Origin of the sequence: Exiguobacterium sp. s26 (genome assembly GCF_018618235.1) — a bacterium.
GTDB lineage: Bacteria > Bacillota > Bacilli > Exiguobacteriales > Exiguobacteriaceae > Exiguobacterium > Exiguobacterium chiriqhucha.
The window spans coordinates 55,643-75,921 of record NZ_JACSLS010000001.1 but is presented as its reverse complement, the minus strand read 5'-3'; the positions used below and the strand labels follow the sequence as shown (position 1 = coordinate 75,921).

Genomic DNA, 20,279 nt, shown 5'->3' with positions numbered 1-20,279 from the left:
TTGAGAACAAAAAAAATCGCCCTTCTCCTATGAAGGGCGATTAAAACTGATGGGGATTAATAACCGACGAAACTGAGTGATTCCATGAATGCACGTTTCTCCGCAGCATAGAGTGGCCATTCGATGACGTCCTCACTGCCTTCCACCGTCACAACGATTCGGTTCTCGGGACGAACATTCGCTTTCACGAATTGGACGAGCTTCGCATCCGGTTTGAACTCAACGTATTCCGCGACCGTTCCATCCTCGTATTCAATGTACTCGATGTCGTCTTGATCAAGGTTCACTTTATACGACTTGCTGCCGACTTTCAGGCGGAGCGTGTCCATTTCAAGGAAACCATCTTCCGATTCGATGTTGAGGAAGAACTGCATGCTCGCTTTCGACGGTGAACCGTAGAAGACCGGCGCGAACGTCTCCGCATAACGGAACTCCCCATAGCTATCGAGCACTTCACGGTGGACCGTCACCGGACCTGGGAAACGATAGAACTTGTTATAGAGCGCATGTTGGACGCCGAGTTTGAGCGTGCCGCCTTTATTGCCAGCGCCGTCAATCGCATACAACGAGATCGCTTGCCCTCGTTTTTGTTTTGGGATTTTAATCGCGAATTTTCCAGTCGACATGACCGGCGCTTTGTAAAGTTTCGTTCCGATTTGGGCATAGACTGTCGCATACGCCTCGGCCGTCCCTGTGATCGATGTCGATGTCGTCGTCACGCTCTGCGCGACACGCGGGCGTGCTGGAGCCACACCGTCTTTAATGACTTTCGTCGAACGCGTGACGCTTGTCGCGCCTTTCGCGTCGACCGTTGTCGCACGGATGACCGTTCCGATTGGAAGGGCGACCGTCGCACGGCGATAGACGCCTTTCGCGTCATAGCGCGCCGTGTACGAAGCTGCACCGACTTGGAGTGTCACTTTCGCGCCAGGCGTTCCTGTCACGACGATTTGACGAGCCGAGTTATTGACCGTTCCGATTTTCGGCGTCGCCGGACGTGCGGCCGGATCGACGGCGACAACGACTTCCGTCGTCTCACTGACGTTGCCCGCGGCATCACGCAAGCTGACCGAGATCCGTTTGCCGACCGATTGCGGGCTCATGTTGAATTGAGCCGTCCCCGCTTCCGTGACGACACGCGTGTACACTTTGCTGTTGATGCCGATCAATGCTGTCGTGCCAGCCTCTCCTTCAATTACAAGTGACTTCGACGTATGGAGTGGCGTCGAGACGACAGGTGCGAGCGGTGCTGTGACGTCGACCGTCTCGACGACTGGTGGTTCTTCTGTTGATCCTTCTGCTTGCGCTTGGAGCGGCAAGAGTGGCGAGACGATGAGTGAACCGGCTAAGAACAATTTCAAATACGATGAATGATTCATGACTTTCCTCCATTATGTAGGTTTTACAGTTAATTGGTCGAATACCAAATTCTATTGTAATAATTCGACTTCATACAATGACGGATTTTTAATAAATCAGGTAAATGATTTCACAAAAAAACTGCTTTAGTTTCCCAAAGCAGTTCACGGTTCTCACACCTCATGAATCATTGTTGACTGGCCGCCTTGCCAGAGCCACGTGTCTTCTTGTTTCACATAGACATGCAACACCCAGAACCGGCCTTCGTAAGCGTTCGTCCCGAGAATGAAACGCTCCTCGAGCAACAGTTGCACGAGCGCGATCTCACCAGCCACCGTCTCGTCGAACGTGACGGTCTCCTGCGTAATCCACTGGACAGACGCCGGGTCAACGAACTGGTCTAAAAATGTTTCTTTATCGAACTGACGTCCGCTCGAGTCGACGTAACGAAACTCGTCATGCATGATGCCGCGCATCGCGTCCAGGTCGCCCTTGACTTGAAGTTCGGCCCGTTCGTCAGAAAGTTGTTTTAAGTTGATTGTTTCCATTGATGTACCTACCTTTCGCGTCCATCATAACATACTCGTATGCTCGAGTCGTCTCACTTGTAATGGTCATCTTCATTGTTCGATTGAATGTAACCACATCGGTAGTATTCTTTTTCTTATCCTCTATTCCCTGTATACTTATCAATATACAGTTAATCCCATTTCGAGAGGACTATGCTTATGGATTTGATCGACCCGTTCATCTGGCAACTCGTCATCGTCCCTATCCTCACCATCGGGACCGGTGTCCTTATTGCATTACGATTCGAAAAGTCTTATATCGCCCCGCTCATCACGTTGGTGCTCAATCTCGCAATTGAAATGACGATGGGCCTCGCGTACTACGGGACGCTCACTTCTCCATCGTCTTGGAATTGGCTTTTCCCGATTCCCTCGTTTCTCGTAGCCTATACGTTTCTCAGTAAACGGAAAACTGAGCGCCAGACAGAAAAACATTCCTGAGCCCTAATCATTCTGACAGTTTCAATATTGACATTCTTGCTTCAGCCCGTTAAAGTAACGATAACATTCATACGAACTCGCGATGAGAAAGAAGAGTAGCGTGAAGATTCGTCTCCAGAAAGCCGGTGGTCGATGCGAACCGGTGACGTGTCTCACGTGAATGGGCTTTTGAGCGTTCAGACCGATACGTAGGCTCTGACGGGTCCTCCCGTTACCGAGGATAGCGAATGATTGTTCGCGATGAGTGGGGGGGAACTCCCCCAACGAAGGTGGCACCACGGGTCCCCCGTCCTTCATGTCTTTTTTAGACATGTCGGGCGGGGGACTTTTTTTATTTTTAAGGAGGAGATCACATGAAACAACTCATCATCAACGGCGACGAACTGACACCGGTGGCCATCTTTCATCGATTAGAGGGAGATCGGAAAGTACTGCTCGAGAGCCGCGCCGAAGGCAAGCATGGCCGTTACTCGATTATCGCCTCCAATCCGGTCGAGACGATTCGCGCCAAAGGCAACGAATTGACCGACGCATCCGGCACGATGCACACGGACGACCCGCTCGCCTTGTTATCGGAACTAGTTTCGCGAGACACGCCGGATGCCCCCTATCCGTTCATCGGCGGTGCCGTCGGCTATATCGGCTATGACATGCAACGCGTCTATGAACCGATTCCGAATACACCTAGCGAGACTCGCGGTTTGCCAGATGCCTTGTTCCAACGATATGAGACGGTCGTTCTCTATGATCACGTCGAGGAGCAGGTCATCGTGATCGATACCGGGGATGATGATGCTGAGAAGCGACTCCACCACATCAAACTGGCACTCGAGACGGCGAAGACACACGAGCTCGCCCCTGTCGTCCGCACGAGTGAACGGGTGTTGACCGGGAAAGATGAATTCGTCGAACGCGTCTTGCAGGCGAAAGAAGCCATCCTCGCCGGTGAGGTGTTCCAACTCGTCTTGTCCCAACGCATCGACGCGACGTTCACCGGCGACCCGTTCCACTTCTATCGGACGCTCCGGAAACAGAACCCGAGTCCGTACTTATTCTATATCGACCTAGGCGAGGCGATCGTCCTCGGGGCGTCCCCGGAGAGTCTCGTTCGCGTCGAGGGAAATCGCGTCTCGACAAACCCGATCGCCGGCACGCGCCCCCGTGGCAAAACGGTCGAAGAAGACGTTCGTCACGCCGCTGACCTCGTGAAAGACGAGAAAGAACTCGCCGAGCATCGGATGCTGCTCGACCTCGGTCGCAACGACATCGGCCGGGTCGCAAAAGTCGGCTCGGTCACGATTCCGAAACAGATGGAAGTCGAGCGCTTCAAAAACGTCATGCATCTCGTCTCCGAGGTCGAGGGCGAACTGCGTGACAACTTGAATCCGATTGATGCGTTACGTGCCTGTCTCCCGGCCGGTACCGTCTCCGGCGCCCCGAAGATTCGGGCGATGCAGCTGATTGACGAATTGGAGACGGTGAAACGCGAAGTATATGCCGGGGCCGTCGGGTATCTCGACGTCCGGGGCGGCTATGATTTCGCTCTCGCCATCCGGACGATGGTCGTTCAAGGAGATACGGCCTACGTCCAAGCGGGTGCCGGTATCGTCTACGACTCGGACCCGGTGTCAGAATATGAAGAGACGTTGCATAAAGCCAAATCCCTTTTGGAGGTGTTCGCATGATTCTACTTATCGATAACTACGACTCGTTCACGTACAACGTGTATCAAGATGTCGCCCGGTTCAGCGACGTGACGGTCATCCGTAATGATGAACTGACAATCGACGCGATCCGCGACCTCAATCCGGCTGGCATCATCATCTCTCCGGGTCCAGGTGGCCCACTGGATGCCGGTGTGTCGCTCGACGTCGTCCGCTCTTTGTCTGGCACCACCCCCATCCTCGGCGTCTGTCTCGGTCATCAAGTCATCGCCGAAGCGTTCGGGGGGACGGTCGGACGGGCCGAGCAGGTCATGCATGGGAAGACGTCTATGATTGAGACGACACCGGGCATCTTGTTCGATGGGAATCCGAGTGAGGTCATGCGCTACCATTCGCTCGTCGTCTTGGAGACGGATCTCGTCGTAACCGCTCGCACGCACGACGGTGTCATCATGGCACTCGAGCATCCCGAACACCCGACATATGGCGTCCAGTTCCATCCCGAGTCGATTGGAACGCCGAACGGACGCGATCTGTTCAAGCGTTTCGTCGACTTGTGCCATTCAAAAAGACCGAGGAACGTGTCCCCGGTCTGAACGTTAGGCTTTCAAGAAATCTTCAAATTGAAAATCATGCTTGTCGAGCATGATTTGATTTGGCGTTACACCGCTTTGACGCAACGCGGCAATCGTCTCATGCAAGAAATCATCGCTACCGACCACATAAAACAACCCATCTTTGTCTGCGGTGAGCGTTTCGACACGCTGATAATAATCCGGACGACTGTCGACGAACTCGGCCGTGAAGGCGGCTGTTGACGCGAACACATCGCTGAACAGATAATCCTGTGAGGAATCGACGTTCAACGAATGAAGGTGCGGCACGCCTTCCCCATTCGCCAAATACGCGAGCACGAGCGGACGGAACGTCGCAATGCCAACTCCCGACGACAACAGATAGACGTTCTTCCCTTCCCGCTTCAACGGTACGTTCGAATGCGTCTTGAAGATGGCGACCTTGTCCCCGATGTTCATGTCCCGCAGAATCGATTTAAACGTCGAACATTCCGATTTGACCCGGGTCGTGATGCCAATCGCGCCTTCCTGCGGCAACGTCGAGATCGACATATGGCGAATCAACGTCCGGTTCGGTCGATCTTCCTTGTTAAACCCCTCGAGCGCGAAGTGTGTGTGCGCCCCTTCTTCCCATGTGAAGCCAGCCGGCAGTTCAAGTTTGAACGTGTAGGTGTCTTTTGATTCCTCCACGACTTGTTGAATCGATGTCCAGTAAATCTGCATCGAATCCCGTCCTTTCTTTAATAGACTGCGATTGGCCCATACGGCCCTTGAATAATCTCCAGTTTCGTCTCGAAAATGTCAGATAGGATGTCTGCATCCATAATCTCCTCGACCGTACCAAAGGCGGCGATGTTCCCGTCTTTCATCGCACAGATGCGGTCCGAATATTTCGCTGCGAAGTTGATGTCATGGAGCACCGTGACGATTGTCCGTCCGAACTCGTCAGCGACGTGGCGCAAGTACTCCATCATCTGGACCGATCGAGCGATATCGAGGTTATTGAGGGGTTCGTCGAGGAGCACGTATTCCGTCTCCTGACAGAGCACCATCGCGACGTACGCCCGTTGGCGCTGTCCGCCCGACAATTCATCGAGATAGCGATGCTCGAGCGACGTCAAGTCGAGGAAGTCGATATATTTCGAGATAATCCGTTCATCCTCTTGCGTCAACCGTCCTTTTGAGTACGGGAAGCGTCCGAAGCCCGCCAGCTGACGGACGGTGAGACGCGTCACGAAATGGTTCTCTTGCCGTAAGATCGTGACGATTTTCGCCAAGTCTTTCGATTTCGCACTCGACACGTCCAGGCCGGCGACATGGATTTGACCTTCATCCAAGTCGAGCAAACGGCCGATCATCATGAGCGTCGTCGATTTCCCTGCCCCGTTCGGTCCGATCAACGACGTGAATCCAGCTTTCGGGATGTCGAGATTGATTGGTCCGATTTGGACGTCATCCGTATATGTTTTTTGTACTTGTTCAAGTTGAATCATAATGACCTCTTCCGTAAAATCACCGCTAAGAAAATCACGCCGCCGAACAGTTCGATGATGACGGACACGACACTCGGTGTATTGAGAATGTGATACATAAAGAAATACGCGCTCGTCAGAACGAAGAAACCAAGCGCGAACGCCAGCGGAAACACGTACTTATGATCGTACGTCGCTGCCACTTGATAGCTGAGCGTCGCCACCAAGAATCCGAAGAACGTCAACGGTCCAATCAATGCCGTCGATACCGACATGAGGAGCGAGATCAAGACGAGCGTAAAGATGACGCTCCGGCGATGGTTCACCCCGAACGATGTCGCCACGTCTTTCCCGAGTGCGACGACGTTCAAGCGATTGGAGAAGCTATACAACAAGACTCCGACGATAATCACAATCGGGATGACAATCGGGAAGTAGGCGGCATCGGCATGCATCACCGAACCGAACAGACGGGCCTGCAGAACGTCGAACTCGGACGGCGCGAGCATGCGGCGCATGAACGAGGACACCGAGTTCAAGCCGGTCCCGATGATAATGCCGATGAGAAGCATGAGTTGCAGATTGCCATATTTCCCTGACAAGAGCCAGCCATACAAGAGCAGACTCATGAGCACCATGAGGCCAACCTGGGTCAAAAAGGCACCGGTTCCCGAAAAACCGATTAACGCCCCTGCCCCGAAGAAGAAAATCATGCTCGTCTGAATCGTCGAGTAGAGTGCGTCGAACCCGAGTAACGATGGCGTGATGATCCGGTTGTTCGTCACAGAATGAAACGCGACCGTCGCCATGCTTTGACAGAGCGCAGCAATCGCCATCGTGATGACGGCGACGACCCGACGCTCGACGACCGGGACGAACGACGGTGAGTCGAACGGGACCGGATTGTTGTAGACGAGTAATCCGAACGCACAGAGTAATCCGCCGATGATGAAGAAGGCAAGGAATAGCCAGTAGCGGCGCTGTTCTCGTTTCGAACGGAACGCCGTCGCACACCGTTCTTCTGTATGCACGGATCGACCATCGACATCATACGCTTCCCGTGGCTTCGTCTTATTTTCAATAAGTGTGCTCATCGTACCCCTCCCGTCTTCCGTTGTCTCATGAGAATCGCGATGAACACGATTGATCCGACCGTCCCGAGAATGAGTGATACCGGCAATTCGAACGGCATGATGATCGTCCGCGAAATCAAGTCGCTGACGAGGACCGTTCCCATCCCGATGACGCACACCCACGGCAAGTTGCTGCGCAGGTCATCCCCGCGAAACATCGAAACGATGTTCGGAACGATTAGCCCGAGAAACGGCAGATTGCCGATGACCGTCGCCACGACCCCGACCGCGAGTGCGATCAGTCCCGTCGCAATCAAGATGAGGCGGTTGTAGTTGACGCCGAGGCTCGTCGCGATGTCTTCTCCGAGTCCAGCGAGCGTCAAGCGATTCGCGAGGATGAAAATGAAGAACGTGACGAGGATGATGAGCCACAAGTATTCATAACGTCCGACCTGCACCGATGCGAACGACCCGACGAACCAACCTTCGATCGTCTGGCTTGCTTGAAAGAATAGACCGAGAAACGTTGACACGGCCGAGACGACCGCCCCGAGCATGAGTCCGATAATCGGGACAATCAACGACGAGCGAAGTTTGACCGAGCGCAGAAACCAGAAGAAGACCATCGTTCCGATGAACGAAAAGACGATCGCCCCCGTCATCCGCATCATGAGCGTCGGAGCCGGGACGAGCAGATACACAGCGAGCAGGCCGAGCCCCGCCCATTCGAGTGTACCGGTCGTCGTCGGTTCGACGAGACGGTTTTGCGTGATCAGTTGCATGACTAGTCCCGACATCGCCATGGCGGCACCGGTCAACATGATGGCAATCGTACGCGGGACGCGAGTGATCCAAAACATGTCCGATCCGCCTTCTTGACGAATGTCATAGACGCCGGTCACGAGCGAAAGGCCCGCCAATATGAACACCACGAGCATTGCTACGATAAAGGACTTCGTCCATATGTTAGAAAAGGAGGGCTGAGACAATGTCTCAACCCTTGCTGTCACTGGTTTTTGCACAACGTGACTCCCTTATTTCGAAAGCGCGGCTGCGATGTCGTTGAATAGTTCAGAATAAGTTTGAATCGACTCGTTGATGTACGTATCGTTCGGCGCATACACGATTTTTTCGTCTGTCACGGCTTTCGTTTTTTGGAGTGCCGGTGCGTTATCGATCACGTCTGCTGCAGGTACAGCGTCTTCCATGCTTGAAATGGCCGCATCACGGTCGAGGACGAGCAACCAATCTGGGTCACTCTCAGCAATCGCTTCAACCGATACCTCATCCCCTTGGTGGTCACCTGTCGTTTTCGCTACTTCGAGGGCAGGTGTCCAGTCAAAGATGTCATACATCGGTCCGAAGACACGCCCCGTATTCGGTGCCGAGAAGCCGATATCGCCGCCTGAGACGATGACTGACATCACCTTGTCTTCACTATCGTATGCCTCTTTCACACTGTCGATCGATGCTTCAAAGCTCGCGATGAGCTCATCTGCTTCCGTTTCTTTTTCAAATATTTGGCCGAGTGAACGTGTCGTCGTCTCAAAGCCTTTGACCAAGATTTCTCCTGGCGTGCCCGCATCTTCGGGAAGCTCGATGTCCAAGTTGATGACGGCCGCTTCTGGGACTAATTTTTTTATGTCTTCGTAGTAGTCGGCGAATCGTTGTCCGACGATGACGACATCCGGATCCACGCCGGCGATCGCTTCTAGGTTCGGCTCATTGTGCATCCCAACGTCTACGATGTCTTTATCGTTTTTATAAGGCAAGTCCGCTGGAATCAATCCGATTGGTGCCGCGACCAAGTCGATGCCCCAATCTGAGAGCGTCTCGAACGTTCGGTTGTCGAGCGCGACGACCTTCTCCGGATTGACTGGTACGTCGATTGTTCCATGTACGTCTGTGATTTCAACTGTCTTCGGTGCCGTCTCGGCTTCCGCACTTCCTTCGTCTTTCGTTTCGTCCGTGCTACCGCATGCGGCTAGCGTGAAGACGAGTGATGTGAGCATAACTGCTGCTTTCCATTTCCCCATTCTTTCCATCTCCCTATGTATCTGTTTATTAAATGACAACCTTGTCAATGAGTCCGCAACTGTTTCACGATTTTGCTCTATGTATGGATACTGACGCTTTCTCACTGATAATGATTATCATTGTCGTTTTCATTGAGAAGCATAACAAACAAAAATAGGTTGCGCAATGCCAAATTTTCAAATTGGAAATGGAAATATTATTCTTTCTATCTAATGCCAACAAAAAAAGAAAGCGGAACGCCTGTCCACTTTCTAAGCAAATAGAGTTCATTCGGTCACTCTCATTTGTCCGATTACGCTTCCGAAATCCCGTTAGCGAGCACCAACAAAAAAATCCAAATCGATAGCGGCACAATCAATCCAAGATTCCCGACGAGACTGAACACACGCACCGTCTTGTCTTTTGAGAACAGGCCCCAAATCAATGTGGCCACGAGGGCGACATCTAGAACAATGTAGACCCATATGGCCGTAATCAAGTTCAAATCCGGGAAAAAGCGGCCGTTCACAGTGAACAGCGCCACGATTGTCAAAATAGAAAGTCCAAACGTCACGTAAAGCGGTGCATAACGTCGTTGAATCATATAATCACCCCACTCTTCTGTTGGACCATCTGTCGACATCGAAGGATGCACGTCTCGACGTAGCCATCGAACTGGTGTGGCAAAAACATCGTATACGTCCCTTCCTCTTTCGCCTTCGCATCTTGCTTGATTTTGAGGATGAGTGCCAGCAGCTCGCCTTGTGCGGCATTGGTTAACACGTCGAAATCGAAGGCGTCCAATCGCTGCACTAAACGAGCGTTATATGAATCAAAATCGGCATAATACATCGCCTGCTTTTCTGGGTCTTTCGTAATGACTTGCTTGAGCCAGGCTTTATAGAACCCCTGCAACCAAATCTCGTCCGCGACGAGATGGCAATAATAGCCGAGGCGGAACGATTGATTCTCGACCGCACTGTCCACCCAATATTGATCAAGGTCGAGCCGTCTTGTCATATCCTCATGCCGTCCCGCGTAATAGTGGGTGTTTTGTTTAGACGTCGTCGCATCAGGCGCAAGATTTCCCAACAAAAAAGCCGTGCGATCGACATCTATCAAATGCGCCAACACCTCATTCGCGATGACGAGATGCATCAAATGTGAACCCATCATCTCTCCCCCCTTTTCCTAATTATCCCATTCATGTATTCATCTCGACAACCCAACTCTAGTCTGATACGCTCACTATACTGACCGTTCAGTATAGTTAGGAGGGGACACATGAGTAAAAAACAATTGTTACTGCGGACCGCCGCACAGATCATTCAAACCGAGGGCATTCAACAACTGTCGATGGACCACTTAGCCAAACGCGCCGGTATCACGAAAGGTGGCGTCTTATACCACTTTGAAAGCAAGGCCAACCTGTTGCAGCAGATGAATAGAATGGCACTCGATGAATTTGAAAATCGGATCGTCCATCATCAAACCGGGTTAAATGGTCCTTATCCGTTCACACGCGCCTACGCCCTCGCGACGCTCGATTATAGCGATGGTGATGCCGACTTGATTGCCGTCTTCATCTCATCCCAAGAAGATGCGAGCGGAAAGCTTTGGAATGACGCCGCCAAACGATGGGATAAACAGTTCGCCGCGGATGGTCCTGACGCTGATTGTGTGCTCGAACTTCGACTGCTCTGTGACGGGTTTTGGTTCGCATTGACATATGGCTATAGCGCTACGTTCAAAGATCGGGCCGCCCGCATCATCCGACAAAAGTGCGACGCGCTGTCAAAAGGAGAATCGTAACATGGGCTTCGTCTATCTCGTCGGTGCCATCGTCTCTGAACTGTTCGGTTCGAGCATGTTGAAGCTGAACGCGACGACAACGAGCCGCCTGCCCGTCCTTGGTGTCGCCTTCGGTTACGTGACGGCATTTTACTTGTTGTCGCTCGCCCTTCTTTCCATCCCGCTCAGTTTCGCCTATGCGTTTTGGAGCGGGGTCGGCACGGCAGCGACGGCGCTGATCGGCTTCCTCGTCTTCAAGGAACAAGTCCGGATTCAGACCGTCATGGGCATCGGGCTTGTCATCATCGGGCTCGTCTTGATGAAACTATGAGGAGGGAAATCATGAAATCATATGGAATCTTACTCGTATCGATTGCATTCGAAGTGCTCGGGACGTCGATGTTGAAGCTGTCGGACGGATTTACCAATCTGTTCCCGAGTCTCGTTCTCTTAATCAGCTTCGCCATCTCGTTCACGTTGATGGGCATCGTCTTGAAGACCATCCCGCTCAGCATTGCCTATAGCGTCTGGGCCGGGCTCGGCACGGTCGCGACCGGGCTGATTGGGGTGTTCGTGTACGGGGAAGTGCTGTCGACGTTGAACAGCATCGGCCTGATTGTCATCGTGCTCGGCGTCATCGTCATGAATCTTGGAAAACGGGAGGAGCAACCACATGCTGGCTGACTTAATCGAACAACAGGAACGGGCATTACTGACGACCGACGTGCGCACCTCCGCTGAGCAGTTGCGCCGTCTACTCACGGATGATTTTTTTGAAATCGGCAGTTCCGGACGCATGTTATATCGGACGGCATCTGCCGCCACGATGGACCTCGGCGAGATTCAAATCACCCTATCCGACTTCTCACTGGAGACCGTTCAAGACGACGTCGTCCTGGCCACGTATCGGACCGAAGACCACTCCACCGGGCGCATCGCCTTGCGCAGTTCGATTTGGGTGAACGTTGATGGCCAATGGAAGATGCGTTTCCATCAAGGGACAATCGTTCCGCCTTCTTGAAACTAAATCGTCACCTAAAAAGGGAGTGTCCCAATCGACACTCCCTTTCGTCGTACCTGATTCATTTTTGTACACACCCATCATGTTCATTTTGCTTATAATCGACCCATCCGATGAGATGAAAGGAAGATGAACATGGATCAACAAACAAAAAAGCAATGGCTTCAATCCGTACGTCCGAGGCGTTCCGTAGACGAACAGCTGGCCATCAAGGCATCCCTGGAAGCGAAATTGACGTTCGAGCCGACCATCCCGCTCGATGCCATCCGTAAAAAACGACCGACCATCACCGTCACGTTCACGGTCGGCGGCTTCGGCGTCCATAACGAGTCCACCATCACGTTTTTTGAAGATGGCGCGGTCAAACGAGAAGTCATCTGGCGTGAAGAGTTCGACTTAAGCACGGCGATTCCCCGTTCCGGTTGGTACAACGAAACAGATGCCTTCCGCGTCCATGAGCGATTCGTGTCGCTCGTCTCACATCGCTGGCCTGAAGTATTCGAGGAAAAAGGGTACTTCACGATGGACGGGACACAATGGAACTTCACTGTGAACCGTCACGGCAAACTGTTGCATCAGCATGGGGGTAGCAACGCCTATCCTTCCAATTGGAAAGCTGTCACCGAACTGTTCGGGATCTCTTGAACGAAAAAAGAGCACCCACAGCGGGCACTCTCCATTCAGAGGGCTTGAATCATCTCGACTCGATTGCCGAACGGGTCGCGGAACTCGAACCGGTCATACCCAGGAATCGGGATTCCCATGATTCGCTTAATCCCTTCCGCCTCAAGCTTCTGTCCCCATTCCGCTAAATTGGTCACGGCGTAAGCGACATGTCCTTTCGTCGATAGCCGGTCAACCCCATCCTCGGTGCCGACGTGGACGCTACGGTCGCCGACCTCGAGCCAAAAGCCGCCTCGTCCTTGCAGCGACACCGGTTTCTCAATCTCATTCAGGCCGAGCACACCGCAATAGAAGGCTCGCGCCTGTTCTTCTCCGCCTTTCGGAATTGTGATTTGGACGTGATGGATGCCTTGAATCATGTCGTTTTCCCCTTTCGAACCGTCAAGCCGACGAACTGCAGTTTTTGGTTGAACAGGCGCGGATACGCGAGATACCCGACCATGACCGCCGAGATCGATGCGGTCGTCAAAATGAGAAACAAGATGAGCAACTGATACAATACCGCTTCCATCGGGTCGGCCCCACCGATGATGAGCCCGCTCATCATACCCGGGAGTTGGACGAGCCCCATCGTCTTCTGCGCCTCGACGGTCGGGATCATACTCGTGCGGATGGCGCTCTTCAAACTGCGCTCGATGGCTGCTTTCGGTGTGCCACCGAACGACAAGATGAGTTCAATCACTTCATCGCTCCGCTCGACCTCGTCTTTGAACTTGTTCAAGAACAGGAGCGACAACACCATACAGTTCCCGATGACCATGCCGCTGATCGGGATGACTTTCTCCGGCTCGAACGGGATGATGCCAAGCCCGAGCATTAGCCCCATCGTCAGCGTCTCGACCATGACGAGCGTGAGCAGAATCATCCATGTGATGCCGGGGATGCCGTCCCCTTTCTTGATGATGTTCTGTGTCGCCGCACCGATCATGAGAAGAATCATGAGCAGCATGAACACCGGGCTGTCGCTCTCGAAGACGAACGTCAAAATATAGCCGATAATGAGCAACTGAACAATCGACCGCACCGTCGCGATCAAAATGTCGCGTTCGAGCCCGAGTTTCAAGAACAACGCCAAACCGAGCGGGATGGCGACGAAAATCAATGAGGTCATCAGTTCGATGAACGTCATAACTCCTCCCCCCTCACGAAGCGGCCGATCATCGGATTGTCCGACTCGTCGATGAACGTCGCGTCGCCGAACTCAACCAATTTCCCGTTCCGCAAGAACCACATGTCATCACTGACACGGCGCGCCTGGTCGAGGTCGTGCGTGATCCAGATGACGGTGACCCCGAAATCTTGTTGCAGTCTCACAATCAACCGCTCGATCTCTTTCACCGTCCGGTAATCGAGGCTCGCCGTGATCTCGTCCAACAACAGCACGTCCGGCTTGTTGACGAGCGTCCGGGCGATGGCGACGCGACTGCGTTCCCCGCCCGACAACGTCTTGATCGGTTGATCGAGTGAGATGCCGCCCAAGTCGACTTTCTGCAGCAAATCCACCGCCCGCTCCCGTTCGAGCGTCTCTCCGAAGATGGCTTTCGGCAGGTTCATGTTGTCGTACACCGTGCCGTCGATCATCGGCGCGCTTTGAAACGCCATACCGATTCGCTGGCGTAGCTCGATGACGTCAATCGAATCGATGTTCTCCCCTTTGAAGTAAATCGCACCGCCGTCCGGTGATAACAGGCCGTTGATGTGTTTCAAACATGTCGTCTTACCGGCACCGCTCGGACCGACGAAAGTCGTGATCCGCCCTTCCCGAAAATAACCGGTCACGTTATGTAATATGTCTCCATGACTCACGTTCTTAAATTCGATGATGTGCATCGACGTCGCCTCCCCTCATGTCATGCTGTCTGTCTCAAGCAATGAATACATATATAAGTCATCATATTTCCCCTGCGTGAATTCGTATCCTCGCAGCAACCCTTCTCGCGTAAATCCGACCCGCTCGAGGAGCTGTTGTGACGCGGTATTCGCCGGCTCGACGAGCGCCTCGATACGATGGAACCCGAGTTGTGCGAACCCATGACGAACGACCACGCGGAGCGCCTCACCGGCAATACCTCTTCCCCAATAATCCGAGCTGAGCTCAAACCCAATTTCGGCTCGCTGGTGCTTCGCTGACACGTTCAAAAATCCGCAACTGCCGATGACCTCGTTTTGCCCGGTCAACGTGATTCCCCAGCGGACACCTGTCCCTTCCTCGAGAATCGAATCGTACCAGGCAATCTCTTCTAACGCATCCTCTAACGACGTGAACGGGTCGAGTCCCATATGGCGGACGACCTCGGGTTTCGATAAATACGCCAACAGGTGTGGCGCATCGTCCGCTATCACCCGCCGTAACGTCAGCCGATTGGTGCTGAGTGACATCACGATCGGTACCCTTCCTCGACCACAACATCACCATTCGCATCGAGTAGCGGAGTGATGCCTCCACCTGTCCCGACCCACGTCTGGATATAGTTCACGCCGGTGTCCGTATCGACGAGGATGGTGATTTGTCCAAGTTCCGGCAGTTGTTCCGTCAACTTGACGTGAAACCGTTTCGATTCTGCCGCTTCTTCTGCTATTTTCTTTTTGAATAACATCCTACCCCCACCTTTCTACTTCTAACTGTACGCAATAGATCTTCTCGTTTCAATGAATGAGACGCATCCATAACTGCCGGATGTGAAACCCCTTTAATTCATACAAAAAAACACGCCCGATTGTGGCGTGTTCATGAATAGCTCCGCTCGATGACGAAGCTCGTCTTATCCCCTCTAAAGTAGGACCGTGAATATTCAATCGTACGTCCAGAGGCGTCCTCGGTCACCGTCTCGATATAGAAACACGGCGTATACGATTATATCTGTCGGTTTTTCCCTAAATATCAAACGCACCAAGTCCTCACTGAGGGATGAGTACCCTTCGCCGTCATCTGATTGAGTGCACTTGTTAAGCCGTCCGACTGACACCAAATTACTCTCACAACTCATACTCTTAGAAATTTTCTCGTCTCTGCATAATATTTGCTACTGATTCTAGACAATACTTTTTTTGGAATTACTATCTAAAATTCTCTCTTGTGACATCCTGCCGTAGATTTATAGAATCCTTCTTCCTTTATTCTGACACTCTAACCACTAGGTGGTAAGGGTCTAAAGTACAAGGGCTTCCAACGACACTCGAAAGTATAGGAGACTAACACTTTTCCATTAGACTTTCACCATCAAACCTCTGAGCAGGGTTTTGTGATGGCATAGGACGCATGTCAACATCCTGTTATTACTTATTAGATAATATTCATTTTTTTACAACGTTTAATCTCAATGTGATGTTTCGAAAGGAATTCTTCAAAACGGCTGATACATTTCTCTTCATTTTTCCGTTGAAGCAGCCGTTTTTCACCTTCAAAAGAACGGACTCGATCGGCCAACACCAGCAGTTTCACTTTTTTCTCACTGACAATTGCAAGTGTATTCAGACCAATGTCCAATCCAACGTCACCCGAACCAGTAGTTCGTTTGAAGTGTCCCGTTTCTTTATTCCGTTTAGCTGGCGGTATCCCTTTAAAAACAATTTGGACATAAAATTTATACTTTTTACGAACCCACTTTCTCACAACCCTGCAATAAGCAATATCATTTTGAAAAGCCTCGAGTTCGTAAGAATTGTTTTGATCACAAATGACTTGAAGTGATAAACCATTCCATAACAAATACCCATCCTTGTATCGGATGCCTGCTTTATTCGTCTTTCCTTCTAAGGAATTAAATTCACCGAATTTCTTGAAGTGAATTTGTTTCCCATTACCATACAATAACTCATCAAAAGCTTTCCATAATCGAGTAGCAATCTTCTGAGAATTGTTGGAGTCGATATTTTTTTTAAAGTGATGTTGCATAGGCTTAACATCTTTGTGGAACTCATATTCTGAAAGACGATATTCCTCACACAATTCTTTAAAGGCTTCATTCGCTTCACGTTTATTAGTCTTATGCAGCTCTAGTGCCTGTCGATAACGTTGGGTTTTAATCATTTCCTTGTAACGCTTGAGGGTTATATTGGCAAGGCTGTTGTAGATGTTACGCCCAATTTCGAAACGGTTATTTAACACATTATTTTTATATATTTCTGATATCGTTGGAAATTCCACAACAAAATATGTCAACGTGAACCCTCCTCTTTTTTATAAATAACAATCGAATCCTAATTCATGAATATGTGTTTAATCCATTCCTATCACCATTAGAATAGCAAACTACCTAGTCTTAAATTCGGTAATTGCATTGAACTACCCACATCTACAATTTCTAGGTATTTATACCCAAAAAAGGTCGTGGCGATTCATTACCCACTTACGCCGGGTCCTCGTCCAAACCGCTTAGAAGCGGGCGTAGTTTCGCCGTTTTTTGATAAAAAGAGATTTTTTGAGGTTAAGCCGAAAAAAAGAAAGAAAAGTGAAAATCATTCTATTCATGGCAATGATTCTCACTCGTCTTTCCTAATAGACTCGTTTTCGTCATAGCTGGAAATGTTGTTTGATTCGTTTCGCGACCGTCGCCGCATCGAGATGCGTGTTGTTGATGCGCAAGTAGTTGTCGACGTCGAGTTCCCCGTCTCGTGAATTCAAGCGGTACAGCGTCGCCGTCTGCTTCAACTCACCTTCCGACCAGTCGATGTCCCGCTTCGTCGGCTTATGCGTCAACCGGTTCTCCGTCGTGTTCCGGACGAGCCGTTCCTCGATGTCCGCCTCGAGCTCGACGTAATAGATGTCGGCCCCGTTCGACTCGAACAGGTCGGTCACTTGTTTGATATACGCCCAGTCCTCTTCTAAATCGAACGCCCAGACGAACGTGAAGATCATCCCGTCCAAATCACTTTTCGCGACCGCTTCGAACAGTTCGTGACGGAACAGCTGGACGAGCCGACGCCCTTCCGGTGTCCCGTAACTGAAGAACGGACTGACGAGGTCGATCGTCATATGGTTGTGGAACAACTTTAAATCGGTTATGCTGGCGAGCTCTTGCCCGACCGTCATCTTGCCGACGGCTTGTGGACCGAATAAGACTATAAATTTCATGGTTCCCCTGCTTTCTACATGCTTTTTGTTATTCTAGCATGGCAAATCGTAAACAAGATACAATGTCCTGCCTCATTTTCTAACATTTTCCTTTTCTAAGTCGATATAATAACAGATGAAACTATAGACCTGAGGTGCTACATATGTATAAACGCTTATTCAGTTTGCTTATCTTATTCAGTTTTTTATGGGTGGCTTCCGTCTCTGCAGAGGCGACCACACGCTTGCTCAAGGCCGACACACCACTCCTCGTGTCGATGGAAGATAGCGACAGCTTGACCGTGTTACCAAAAGGCACGACCGTCACCGTCCTCAATCGGTCCGATACCCATGCCCACGTATCGGCAGATGAACAAACCGGTTACGTGTCGAACGAGGTCCTCGTCGAACCGGTCATGAAAACCGTCATCGCTGAAACGGACCTGTTGGATGAAGCAAGGAACGCGGTCGAGTTTTTGTCGTATGGTACGAACGTGAGCGTCTACGATTTAGGCGACGAGTCCACCCTCCTTCGCGTCGTCGGAGAGACGCCACGATTCATCAAACGTACCGTACTCGCTGATACCGCTCCTGCGCTTGCCGCGGAGACACGGTATGTCAAAGCAAAGACGAATGTTTACGCCACACCACGTATCGGATCGGTCGTCAGTAACGTTCAATTCGGACAGACGATCACCGTGTTCGGGCAGACAAAGAATGGCTATTACCGGATTCGCTCAGGAGACACTTATCAGTATGTGGCGATGAGCGCGACACTCAGTCGCCCGATCAAGACAGCTGAACGCTTCATCACGAAAGATACACCACTTTACGCGGATGCGAGTGAAAACACGATCGTTGGGACCGTCAAACGTGGCCAACGGATTAGCATGTACGGGGAAGTCGGGAACCGCTCACGCGTCTTTACGGGCGGACAGTATCGATTCGTTCAAACGAACCATACGAGCACGACCAAGCCGGCCCCACTGAAGACCGGCCAGCGTTATATCACAAAATCAGCCCCGCTTTACAGCGAGTCGTTCAAACAAGTCGGTACATTGAAACGTGGGTCACTCGTCAACATATACGGGACACACGGGAAGTACACACGCGTGTTCACGGGCGGCCAATACCGATTTGTCGCAACCAGCCTGACGAGCACGAAGAAACCACCGCTCTATGACGCGACGGGGAAACGTTACGTCAAGTTCGATGAGGTCGAAGTGTATCAGACCGCTTCCACCTCGTCTAAACAAGTGGCCGAGTTCAATCGCGGACGATTGATCGAGACGTACGGGACGAGCGGTTATTACACGCGCGTCAAAATCGGGACGAGCTACCGCTTCGTCGCCACGGCTTACTTGAGTCTAAACAAGCCACTCCCGAAACCGAAAGTCGGGACCGTGTTCTATACACAACTCAGCGGCACGCCGTACTTCACGAGCGATATCGCCTACACTCGTCCAGCCGGTCAGTTAGCGCGTGGCGCCAAACTCGTCGGACTCCGCTCCATCGATGCGGACTTTTGGCAGGTCCGACTCGCCTCTGGTAAGAAGGTGTACGTGTTAAATCCGTATATCGCCAAGACGAAGCCGAAGGCGGTCGCGGCGAAGGCCGTGAACGTCAAAGCCCATTACCACACGGCCAAACGGACACCGTTCTATGCGAATCCGTTTGATACAAAACCGATCGGCTACCTCGACTCGAATCGACGGGTCTATCCCCGTTCCCTTCACGGCGACTCGTATTTGATTCAATATAGTTGGAGCCCGGTTTACGTCAAGAAACAGGACATTCGAGTGAAATCGGATCCGTTACTCGCATCACGCGGCAATAAGCAGGCCGAGCGCATGATCGCGGCAGCCGCGAAGCATCTCGGCACGCCTTACACGTGGGGCTCGCAGTCTCCGCTCAATGGGGGCTTCGATTGCTCGGGTCTCATCCATTACGCGACCAACCAAGCCGGGAAAGTCGGCGGACGGACGAACGTGAGCGGCTATTGGCAAAGCAACCATTTCAAGAACCGCCGGACGAGCATTTCGAGCGGAAAACGAGGCGACATCATCTTCTTCCACGGGACGTATCGCAACGGCCCGTCACATATCGGCATCATGCTCGACAACGAGACGTTCATCCATGCCGGTGGTGAGATGCTTCAAATCAATTCAATTTACGATCCGCAGTGGCGTCCACACTTCCTCGGCTACAAGTCCCTTTAATTCACACACGCCTGTCCTCACATGAGGTCAGGCGTGTTTTTTATCGATACCATATGTTTAAAACATACGATTGAAGACACGCTCGCGTTCTTACCGTATATGAAATGGGGAATCGTCTCGTTCACTCATGACAAACGTTGAATGGAGTGAACACATTAAGAATAAACTTGTAGTCTTTGACGAACTGTTCATATACGCAATGGTTGCAGCTCACAATCAAGGGAAGTCACCTTGTATTCATCGATTTAGAGTCATCTTAAATAAGGGCTCATCATTCAATTCCCATTCTTCACTTACAAACCTGGTCAATTATTGTTTATCCCTTCAACATTTGAGGAATAT

The 20,279-nt window shown here is 51.5% G+C and carries 25 protein-coding genes, 1 pseudogene and 1 other annotated feature; of the genes and pseudogenes, 9 read left to right on the top strand and 17 right to left on the bottom strand.

Annotated elements, in window-relative coordinates; translation table 11 throughout:
- Positions 1 to 56 precede the first annotated feature (56 nt).
- Positions 57 to 1,379: an Ig-like domain-containing protein gene (locus KNP82_RS00385; RefSeq protein ID WP_021066423.1), complete on the bottom strand. Its 1,323-nt coding sequence runs from the start codon at positions 1,377 to 1,379 to the stop codon at positions 57 to 59.
- Between the two features lie 153 nt (positions 1,380 to 1,532).
- Positions 1,533 to 1,907, bottom strand: a complete 375-nt coding sequence (locus tag KNP82_RS00380; protein ID WP_029594901.1) for a nuclear transport factor 2 family protein — start codon at positions 1,905 to 1,907, stop codon at positions 1,533 to 1,535.
- Positions 1,908 to 2,087: 180 nt separating this feature from the next.
- On the opposite strand from KNP82_RS00380, the gene KNP82_RS00375 reads away from it, so the two are divergent.
- From KNP82_RS00375 to KNP82_RS00365, 3 genes are all read left to right on the top strand, one after another.
- On the top strand, positions 2,088 to 2,369 hold the full coding sequence (locus tag KNP82_RS00375) for a hypothetical protein (RefSeq protein ID WP_051627691.1): 282 nt from the start codon (positions 2,088 to 2,090) through the stop codon (positions 2,367 to 2,369).
- A gap of 73 nt (positions 2,370 to 2,442) precedes the next feature.
- Positions 2,443 to 2,666, top strand: a binding site (T-box leader).
- A gap of 56 nt (positions 2,667 to 2,722) precedes the next feature.
- Entirely contained in the window at positions 2,723 to 4,054 is a 1,332-nt protein-coding gene (gene trpE / locus KNP82_RS00370; RefSeq protein WP_029594899.1) for an anthranilate synthase component I, read from the top strand.
- Entirely contained in the window at positions 4,051 to 4,629 is a 579-nt protein-coding gene (locus KNP82_RS00365; protein WP_214826605.1) for an anthranilate synthase component II, read from the top strand. The genes trpE and KNP82_RS00365 overlap by 4 nt, the downstream gene beginning before the upstream one ends.
- 3 nt (positions 4,630 to 4,632) lie before the next feature.
- On the opposite strand, the gene KNP82_RS00360 is transcribed toward KNP82_RS00365, so the two are convergent.
- The 7 genes from KNP82_RS00360 to KNP82_RS00330 all read right to left on the bottom strand — a co-directional run bounded on the left by KNP82_RS00360 (position 4,633) and on the right by KNP82_RS00330 (position 10,342).
- On the bottom strand, positions 4,633 to 5,331 hold the full coding sequence (locus KNP82_RS00360; RefSeq protein WP_214826602.1) for a ferredoxin reductase domain-containing protein: 699 nt from the start codon (positions 5,329 to 5,331) through the stop codon (positions 4,633 to 4,635).
- A gap of 17 nt (positions 5,332 to 5,348) precedes the next feature.
- Positions 5,349 to 6,101 (bottom strand): iron ABC transporter ATP-binding protein, encoded by a 753-nt coding sequence (locus KNP82_RS00355; protein WP_021066414.1) that lies wholly within the window; start codon positions 6,099 to 6,101, stop codon positions 5,349 to 5,351.
- Positions 6,098 to 7,174: an iron chelate uptake ABC transporter family permease subunit gene (locus KNP82_RS00350; RefSeq protein WP_214826599.1), complete on the bottom strand. Its 1,077-nt coding sequence runs from the start codon at positions 7,172 to 7,174 to the stop codon at positions 6,098 to 6,100. The genes KNP82_RS00355 and KNP82_RS00350 overlap by 4 nt, the downstream gene beginning before the upstream one ends.
- Positions 7,171 to 8,175, bottom strand: a complete 1,005-nt coding sequence (locus KNP82_RS00345; protein WP_214826596.1) for an ABC transporter permease — start codon at positions 8,173 to 8,175, stop codon at positions 7,171 to 7,173. The genes KNP82_RS00350 and KNP82_RS00345 overlap by 4 nt, the downstream gene beginning before the upstream one ends.
- A gap of 12 nt (positions 8,176 to 8,187) precedes the next feature.
- Positions 8,188 to 9,189 (bottom strand): siderophore ABC transporter substrate-binding protein, encoded by a 1,002-nt coding sequence (locus KNP82_RS00340; RefSeq protein ID WP_214826593.1) that lies wholly within the window; start codon positions 9,187 to 9,189, stop codon positions 8,188 to 8,190.
- A 293-nt stretch (positions 9,190 to 9,482) separates the two neighbouring features.
- The gene (locus KNP82_RS00335) at positions 9,483 to 9,773 is read right to left on the bottom strand and encodes a hypothetical protein (RefSeq protein ID WP_214826590.1); all 291 of its coding nucleotides are present in this window, start codon (positions 9,771 to 9,773) and stop codon (positions 9,483 to 9,485) included.
- The gene (locus KNP82_RS00330) at positions 9,770 to 10,342 is read right to left on the bottom strand and encodes a zinc dependent phospholipase C family protein (protein WP_214826588.1); all 573 of its coding nucleotides are present in this window, start codon (positions 10,340 to 10,342) and stop codon (positions 9,770 to 9,772) included. Before KNP82_RS00330 ends, KNP82_RS00335 begins: the two co-directional genes overlap by 4 nt.
- Positions 10,343 to 10,453: 111 nt before the next feature.
- On the opposite strand from KNP82_RS00330, the gene KNP82_RS00325 reads away from it, so the two are divergent.
- The 5 genes from KNP82_RS00325 (at position 10,454) to KNP82_RS00305 (ending at position 12,626) form a co-directional block, all read left to right on the top strand.
- On the top strand, positions 10,454 to 10,981 hold the full coding sequence (locus KNP82_RS00325) for a TetR/AcrR family transcriptional regulator (RefSeq protein WP_214826585.1): 528 nt from the start codon (positions 10,454 to 10,456) through the stop codon (positions 10,979 to 10,981).
- Between the two features lies 1 nt (position 10,982).
- A complete protein-coding gene (locus tag KNP82_RS00320; protein ID WP_214710875.1) occupies positions 10,983 to 11,291 on the top strand; it encodes a DMT family transporter in 309 nt (102 codons plus the stop codon).
- An 11-nt stretch (positions 11,292 to 11,302) separates the two neighbouring features.
- Positions 11,303 to 11,644 (top strand): DMT family transporter, encoded by a 342-nt coding sequence (locus KNP82_RS00315; RefSeq protein WP_214826582.1) that lies wholly within the window; start codon positions 11,303 to 11,305, stop codon positions 11,642 to 11,644.
- Positions 11,634 to 11,981 carry a nuclear transport factor 2 family protein gene (locus KNP82_RS00310; RefSeq protein WP_214826579.1) on the top strand — a complete coding sequence of 116 codons (348 nt, stop codon included), beginning with the start codon at positions 11,634 to 11,636 and terminating at the stop codon, positions 11,979 to 11,981. The genes KNP82_RS00315 and KNP82_RS00310 overlap by 11 nt, the downstream gene beginning before the upstream one ends.
- 135 nt (positions 11,982 to 12,116) lie before the next feature.
- The gene (locus KNP82_RS00305) at positions 12,117 to 12,626 is read left to right on the top strand and encodes a hypothetical protein (RefSeq protein WP_131471791.1); all 510 of its coding nucleotides are present in this window, start codon (positions 12,117 to 12,119) and stop codon (positions 12,624 to 12,626) included.
- 35 nt (positions 12,627 to 12,661) lie between these two features.
- Here KNP82_RS00305 and KNP82_RS00300 read toward each other — a convergent pair whose 3' ends face one another.
- From KNP82_RS00300 to KNP82_RS00265, 8 genes and pseudogenes are all read right to left on the bottom strand, one after another.
- Positions 12,662 to 13,024: a VOC family protein gene (locus KNP82_RS00300; RefSeq protein ID WP_029594885.1), complete on the bottom strand. Its 363-nt coding sequence runs from the start codon at positions 13,022 to 13,024 to the stop codon at positions 12,662 to 12,664.
- Positions 13,021 to 13,794: an ABC transporter permease gene (locus KNP82_RS00295; RefSeq protein ID WP_029594884.1), complete on the bottom strand. Its 774-nt coding sequence runs from the start codon at positions 13,792 to 13,794 to the stop codon at positions 13,021 to 13,023. Before KNP82_RS00295 ends, KNP82_RS00300 begins: the two co-directional genes overlap by 4 nt.
- Positions 13,791 to 14,495 carry an ABC transporter ATP-binding protein gene (locus tag KNP82_RS00290; protein ID WP_029594883.1) on the bottom strand — a complete coding sequence of 235 codons (705 nt, stop codon included), beginning with the start codon at positions 14,493 to 14,495 and terminating at the stop codon, positions 13,791 to 13,793. Before KNP82_RS00290 ends, KNP82_RS00295 begins: the two co-directional genes overlap by 4 nt.
- Positions 14,496 to 14,510: 15 nt before the next feature.
- Entirely contained in the window at positions 14,511 to 15,044 is a 534-nt protein-coding gene (locus KNP82_RS00285) for a GNAT family N-acetyltransferase (RefSeq protein WP_214826902.1), read from the bottom strand.
- Positions 15,044 to 15,262 carry a DUF6440 family protein gene (locus KNP82_RS00280; RefSeq protein ID WP_029594881.1) on the bottom strand — a complete coding sequence of 73 codons (219 nt, stop codon included), beginning with the start codon at positions 15,260 to 15,262 and terminating at the stop codon, positions 15,044 to 15,046. The genes KNP82_RS00285 and KNP82_RS00280 overlap by 1 nt, the downstream gene beginning before the upstream one ends.
- 131 nt (positions 15,263 to 15,393) lie before the next feature.
- Positions 15,394 to 15,510 (bottom strand): annotated as a pseudogene (locus tag KNP82_RS00275) (UTRA domain-containing protein); the annotation flags it as partial.
- Between the two features lie 438 nt (positions 15,511 to 15,948).
- Complete coding sequence (locus tag KNP82_RS00270; protein WP_214826576.1) at positions 15,949 to 16,827, bottom strand: hypothetical protein; 879 nt, start codon at positions 16,825 to 16,827, stop codon at positions 15,949 to 15,951.
- Positions 16,828 to 17,178: 351 nt separating this feature from the next.
- A complete protein-coding gene (locus tag KNP82_RS00265; RefSeq protein WP_029594877.1) occupies positions 17,179 to 17,739 on the bottom strand; it encodes an AAA family ATPase in 561 nt (186 codons plus the stop codon).
- Positions 17,740 to 17,882: 143 nt separating this feature from the next.
- On the opposite strand from KNP82_RS00265, the gene KNP82_RS00260 reads away from it, so the two are divergent.
- The gene (locus KNP82_RS00260) at positions 17,883 to 19,937 is read left to right on the top strand and encodes a C40 family peptidase (protein ID WP_029594876.1); all 2,055 of its coding nucleotides are present in this window, start codon (positions 17,883 to 17,885) and stop codon (positions 19,935 to 19,937) included.
- Positions 19,938 to 20,279: the final 342 nt, after the last annotated feature.

Coding starts and splice junctions, on each gene's coding strand:
- KNP82_RS00340 (WP_214826593.1), bottom strand. CDS start 9,189: ATGGGGAAATGGAAAGCAGCAGTTATGCTCACATCACTCGTCTTCACG.
- KNP82_RS00290 (WP_029594883.1), bottom strand. CDS start 14,495: ATGCACATCATCGAATTTAAGAACGTGAGTCATGGAGACATATTACAT.
- KNP82_RS00280 (WP_029594881.1), bottom strand. CDS start 15,262: ATGTTATTCAAAAAGAAAATAGCAGAAGAAGCGGCAGAATCGAAACGG.
- KNP82_RS00360 (WP_214826602.1), bottom strand. CDS start 5,331: ATGCAGATTTACTGGACATCGATTCAACAAGTCGTGGAGGAATCAAAA.
- KNP82_RS00260 (WP_029594876.1), top strand. CDS start 17,883: ATGTATAAACGCTTATTCAGTTTGCTTATCTTATTCAGTTTTTTATGG.
- KNP82_RS00325 (WP_214826585.1), top strand. CDS start 10,454: ATGAGTAAAAAACAATTGTTACTGCGGACCGCCGCACAGATCATTCAA.
- KNP82_RS00350 (WP_214826599.1), bottom strand. CDS start 7,174: ATGAGCACACTTATTGAAAATAAGACGAAGCCACGGGAAGCGTATGAT.
- KNP82_RS00295 (WP_029594884.1), bottom strand. CDS start 13,794: ATGACGTTCATCGAACTGATGACCTCATTGATTTTCGTCGCCATCCCG.
- trpE (WP_029594899.1), top strand. CDS start 2,723: ATGAAACAACTCATCATCAACGGCGACGAACTGACACCGGTGGCCATC.
- KNP82_RS00265 (WP_029594877.1), bottom strand. CDS start 17,739: ATGAAATTTATAGTCTTATTCGGTCCACAAGCCGTCGGCAAGATGACG.
- KNP82_RS00365 (WP_214826605.1), top strand. CDS start 4,051: ATGATTCTACTTATCGATAACTACGACTCGTTCACGTACAACGTGTAT.
- KNP82_RS00300 (WP_029594885.1), bottom strand. CDS start 13,024: ATGATTCAAGGCATCCATCACGTCCAAATCACAATTCCGAAAGGCGGA.
- KNP82_RS00310 (WP_214826579.1), top strand. CDS start 11,634: ATGCTGGCTGACTTAATCGAACAACAGGAACGGGCATTACTGACGACC.
- KNP82_RS00385 (WP_021066423.1), bottom strand. CDS start 1,379: ATGAATCATTCATCGTATTTGAAATTGTTCTTAGCCGGTTCACTCATC.
- KNP82_RS00320 (WP_214710875.1), top strand. CDS start 10,983: ATGGGCTTCGTCTATCTCGTCGGTGCCATCGTCTCTGAACTGTTCGGT.
- KNP82_RS00285 (WP_214826902.1), bottom strand. CDS start 15,044: ATGTCACTCAGCACCAATCGGCTGACGTTACGGCGGGTGATAGCGGAC.
- KNP82_RS00380 (WP_029594901.1), bottom strand. CDS start 1,907: ATGGAAACAATCAACTTAAAACAACTTTCTGACGAACGGGCCGAACTT.
- KNP82_RS00330 (WP_214826588.1), bottom strand. CDS start 10,342: ATGGGTTCACATTTGATGCATCTCGTCATCGCGAATGAGGTGTTGGCG.
- KNP82_RS00335 (WP_214826590.1), bottom strand. CDS start 9,773: ATGATTCAACGACGTTATGCACCGCTTTACGTGACGTTTGGACTTTCT.
- KNP82_RS00305 (WP_131471791.1), top strand. CDS start 12,117: ATGGATCAACAAACAAAAAAGCAATGGCTTCAATCCGTACGTCCGAGG.
- KNP82_RS00315 (WP_214826582.1), top strand. CDS start 11,303: ATGAAATCATATGGAATCTTACTCGTATCGATTGCATTCGAAGTGCTC.
- KNP82_RS00375 (WP_051627691.1), top strand. CDS start 2,088: ATGGATTTGATCGACCCGTTCATCTGGCAACTCGTCATCGTCCCTATC.
- KNP82_RS00355 (WP_021066414.1), bottom strand. CDS start 6,101: ATGATTCAACTTGAACAAGTACAAAAAACATATACGGATGACGTCCAA.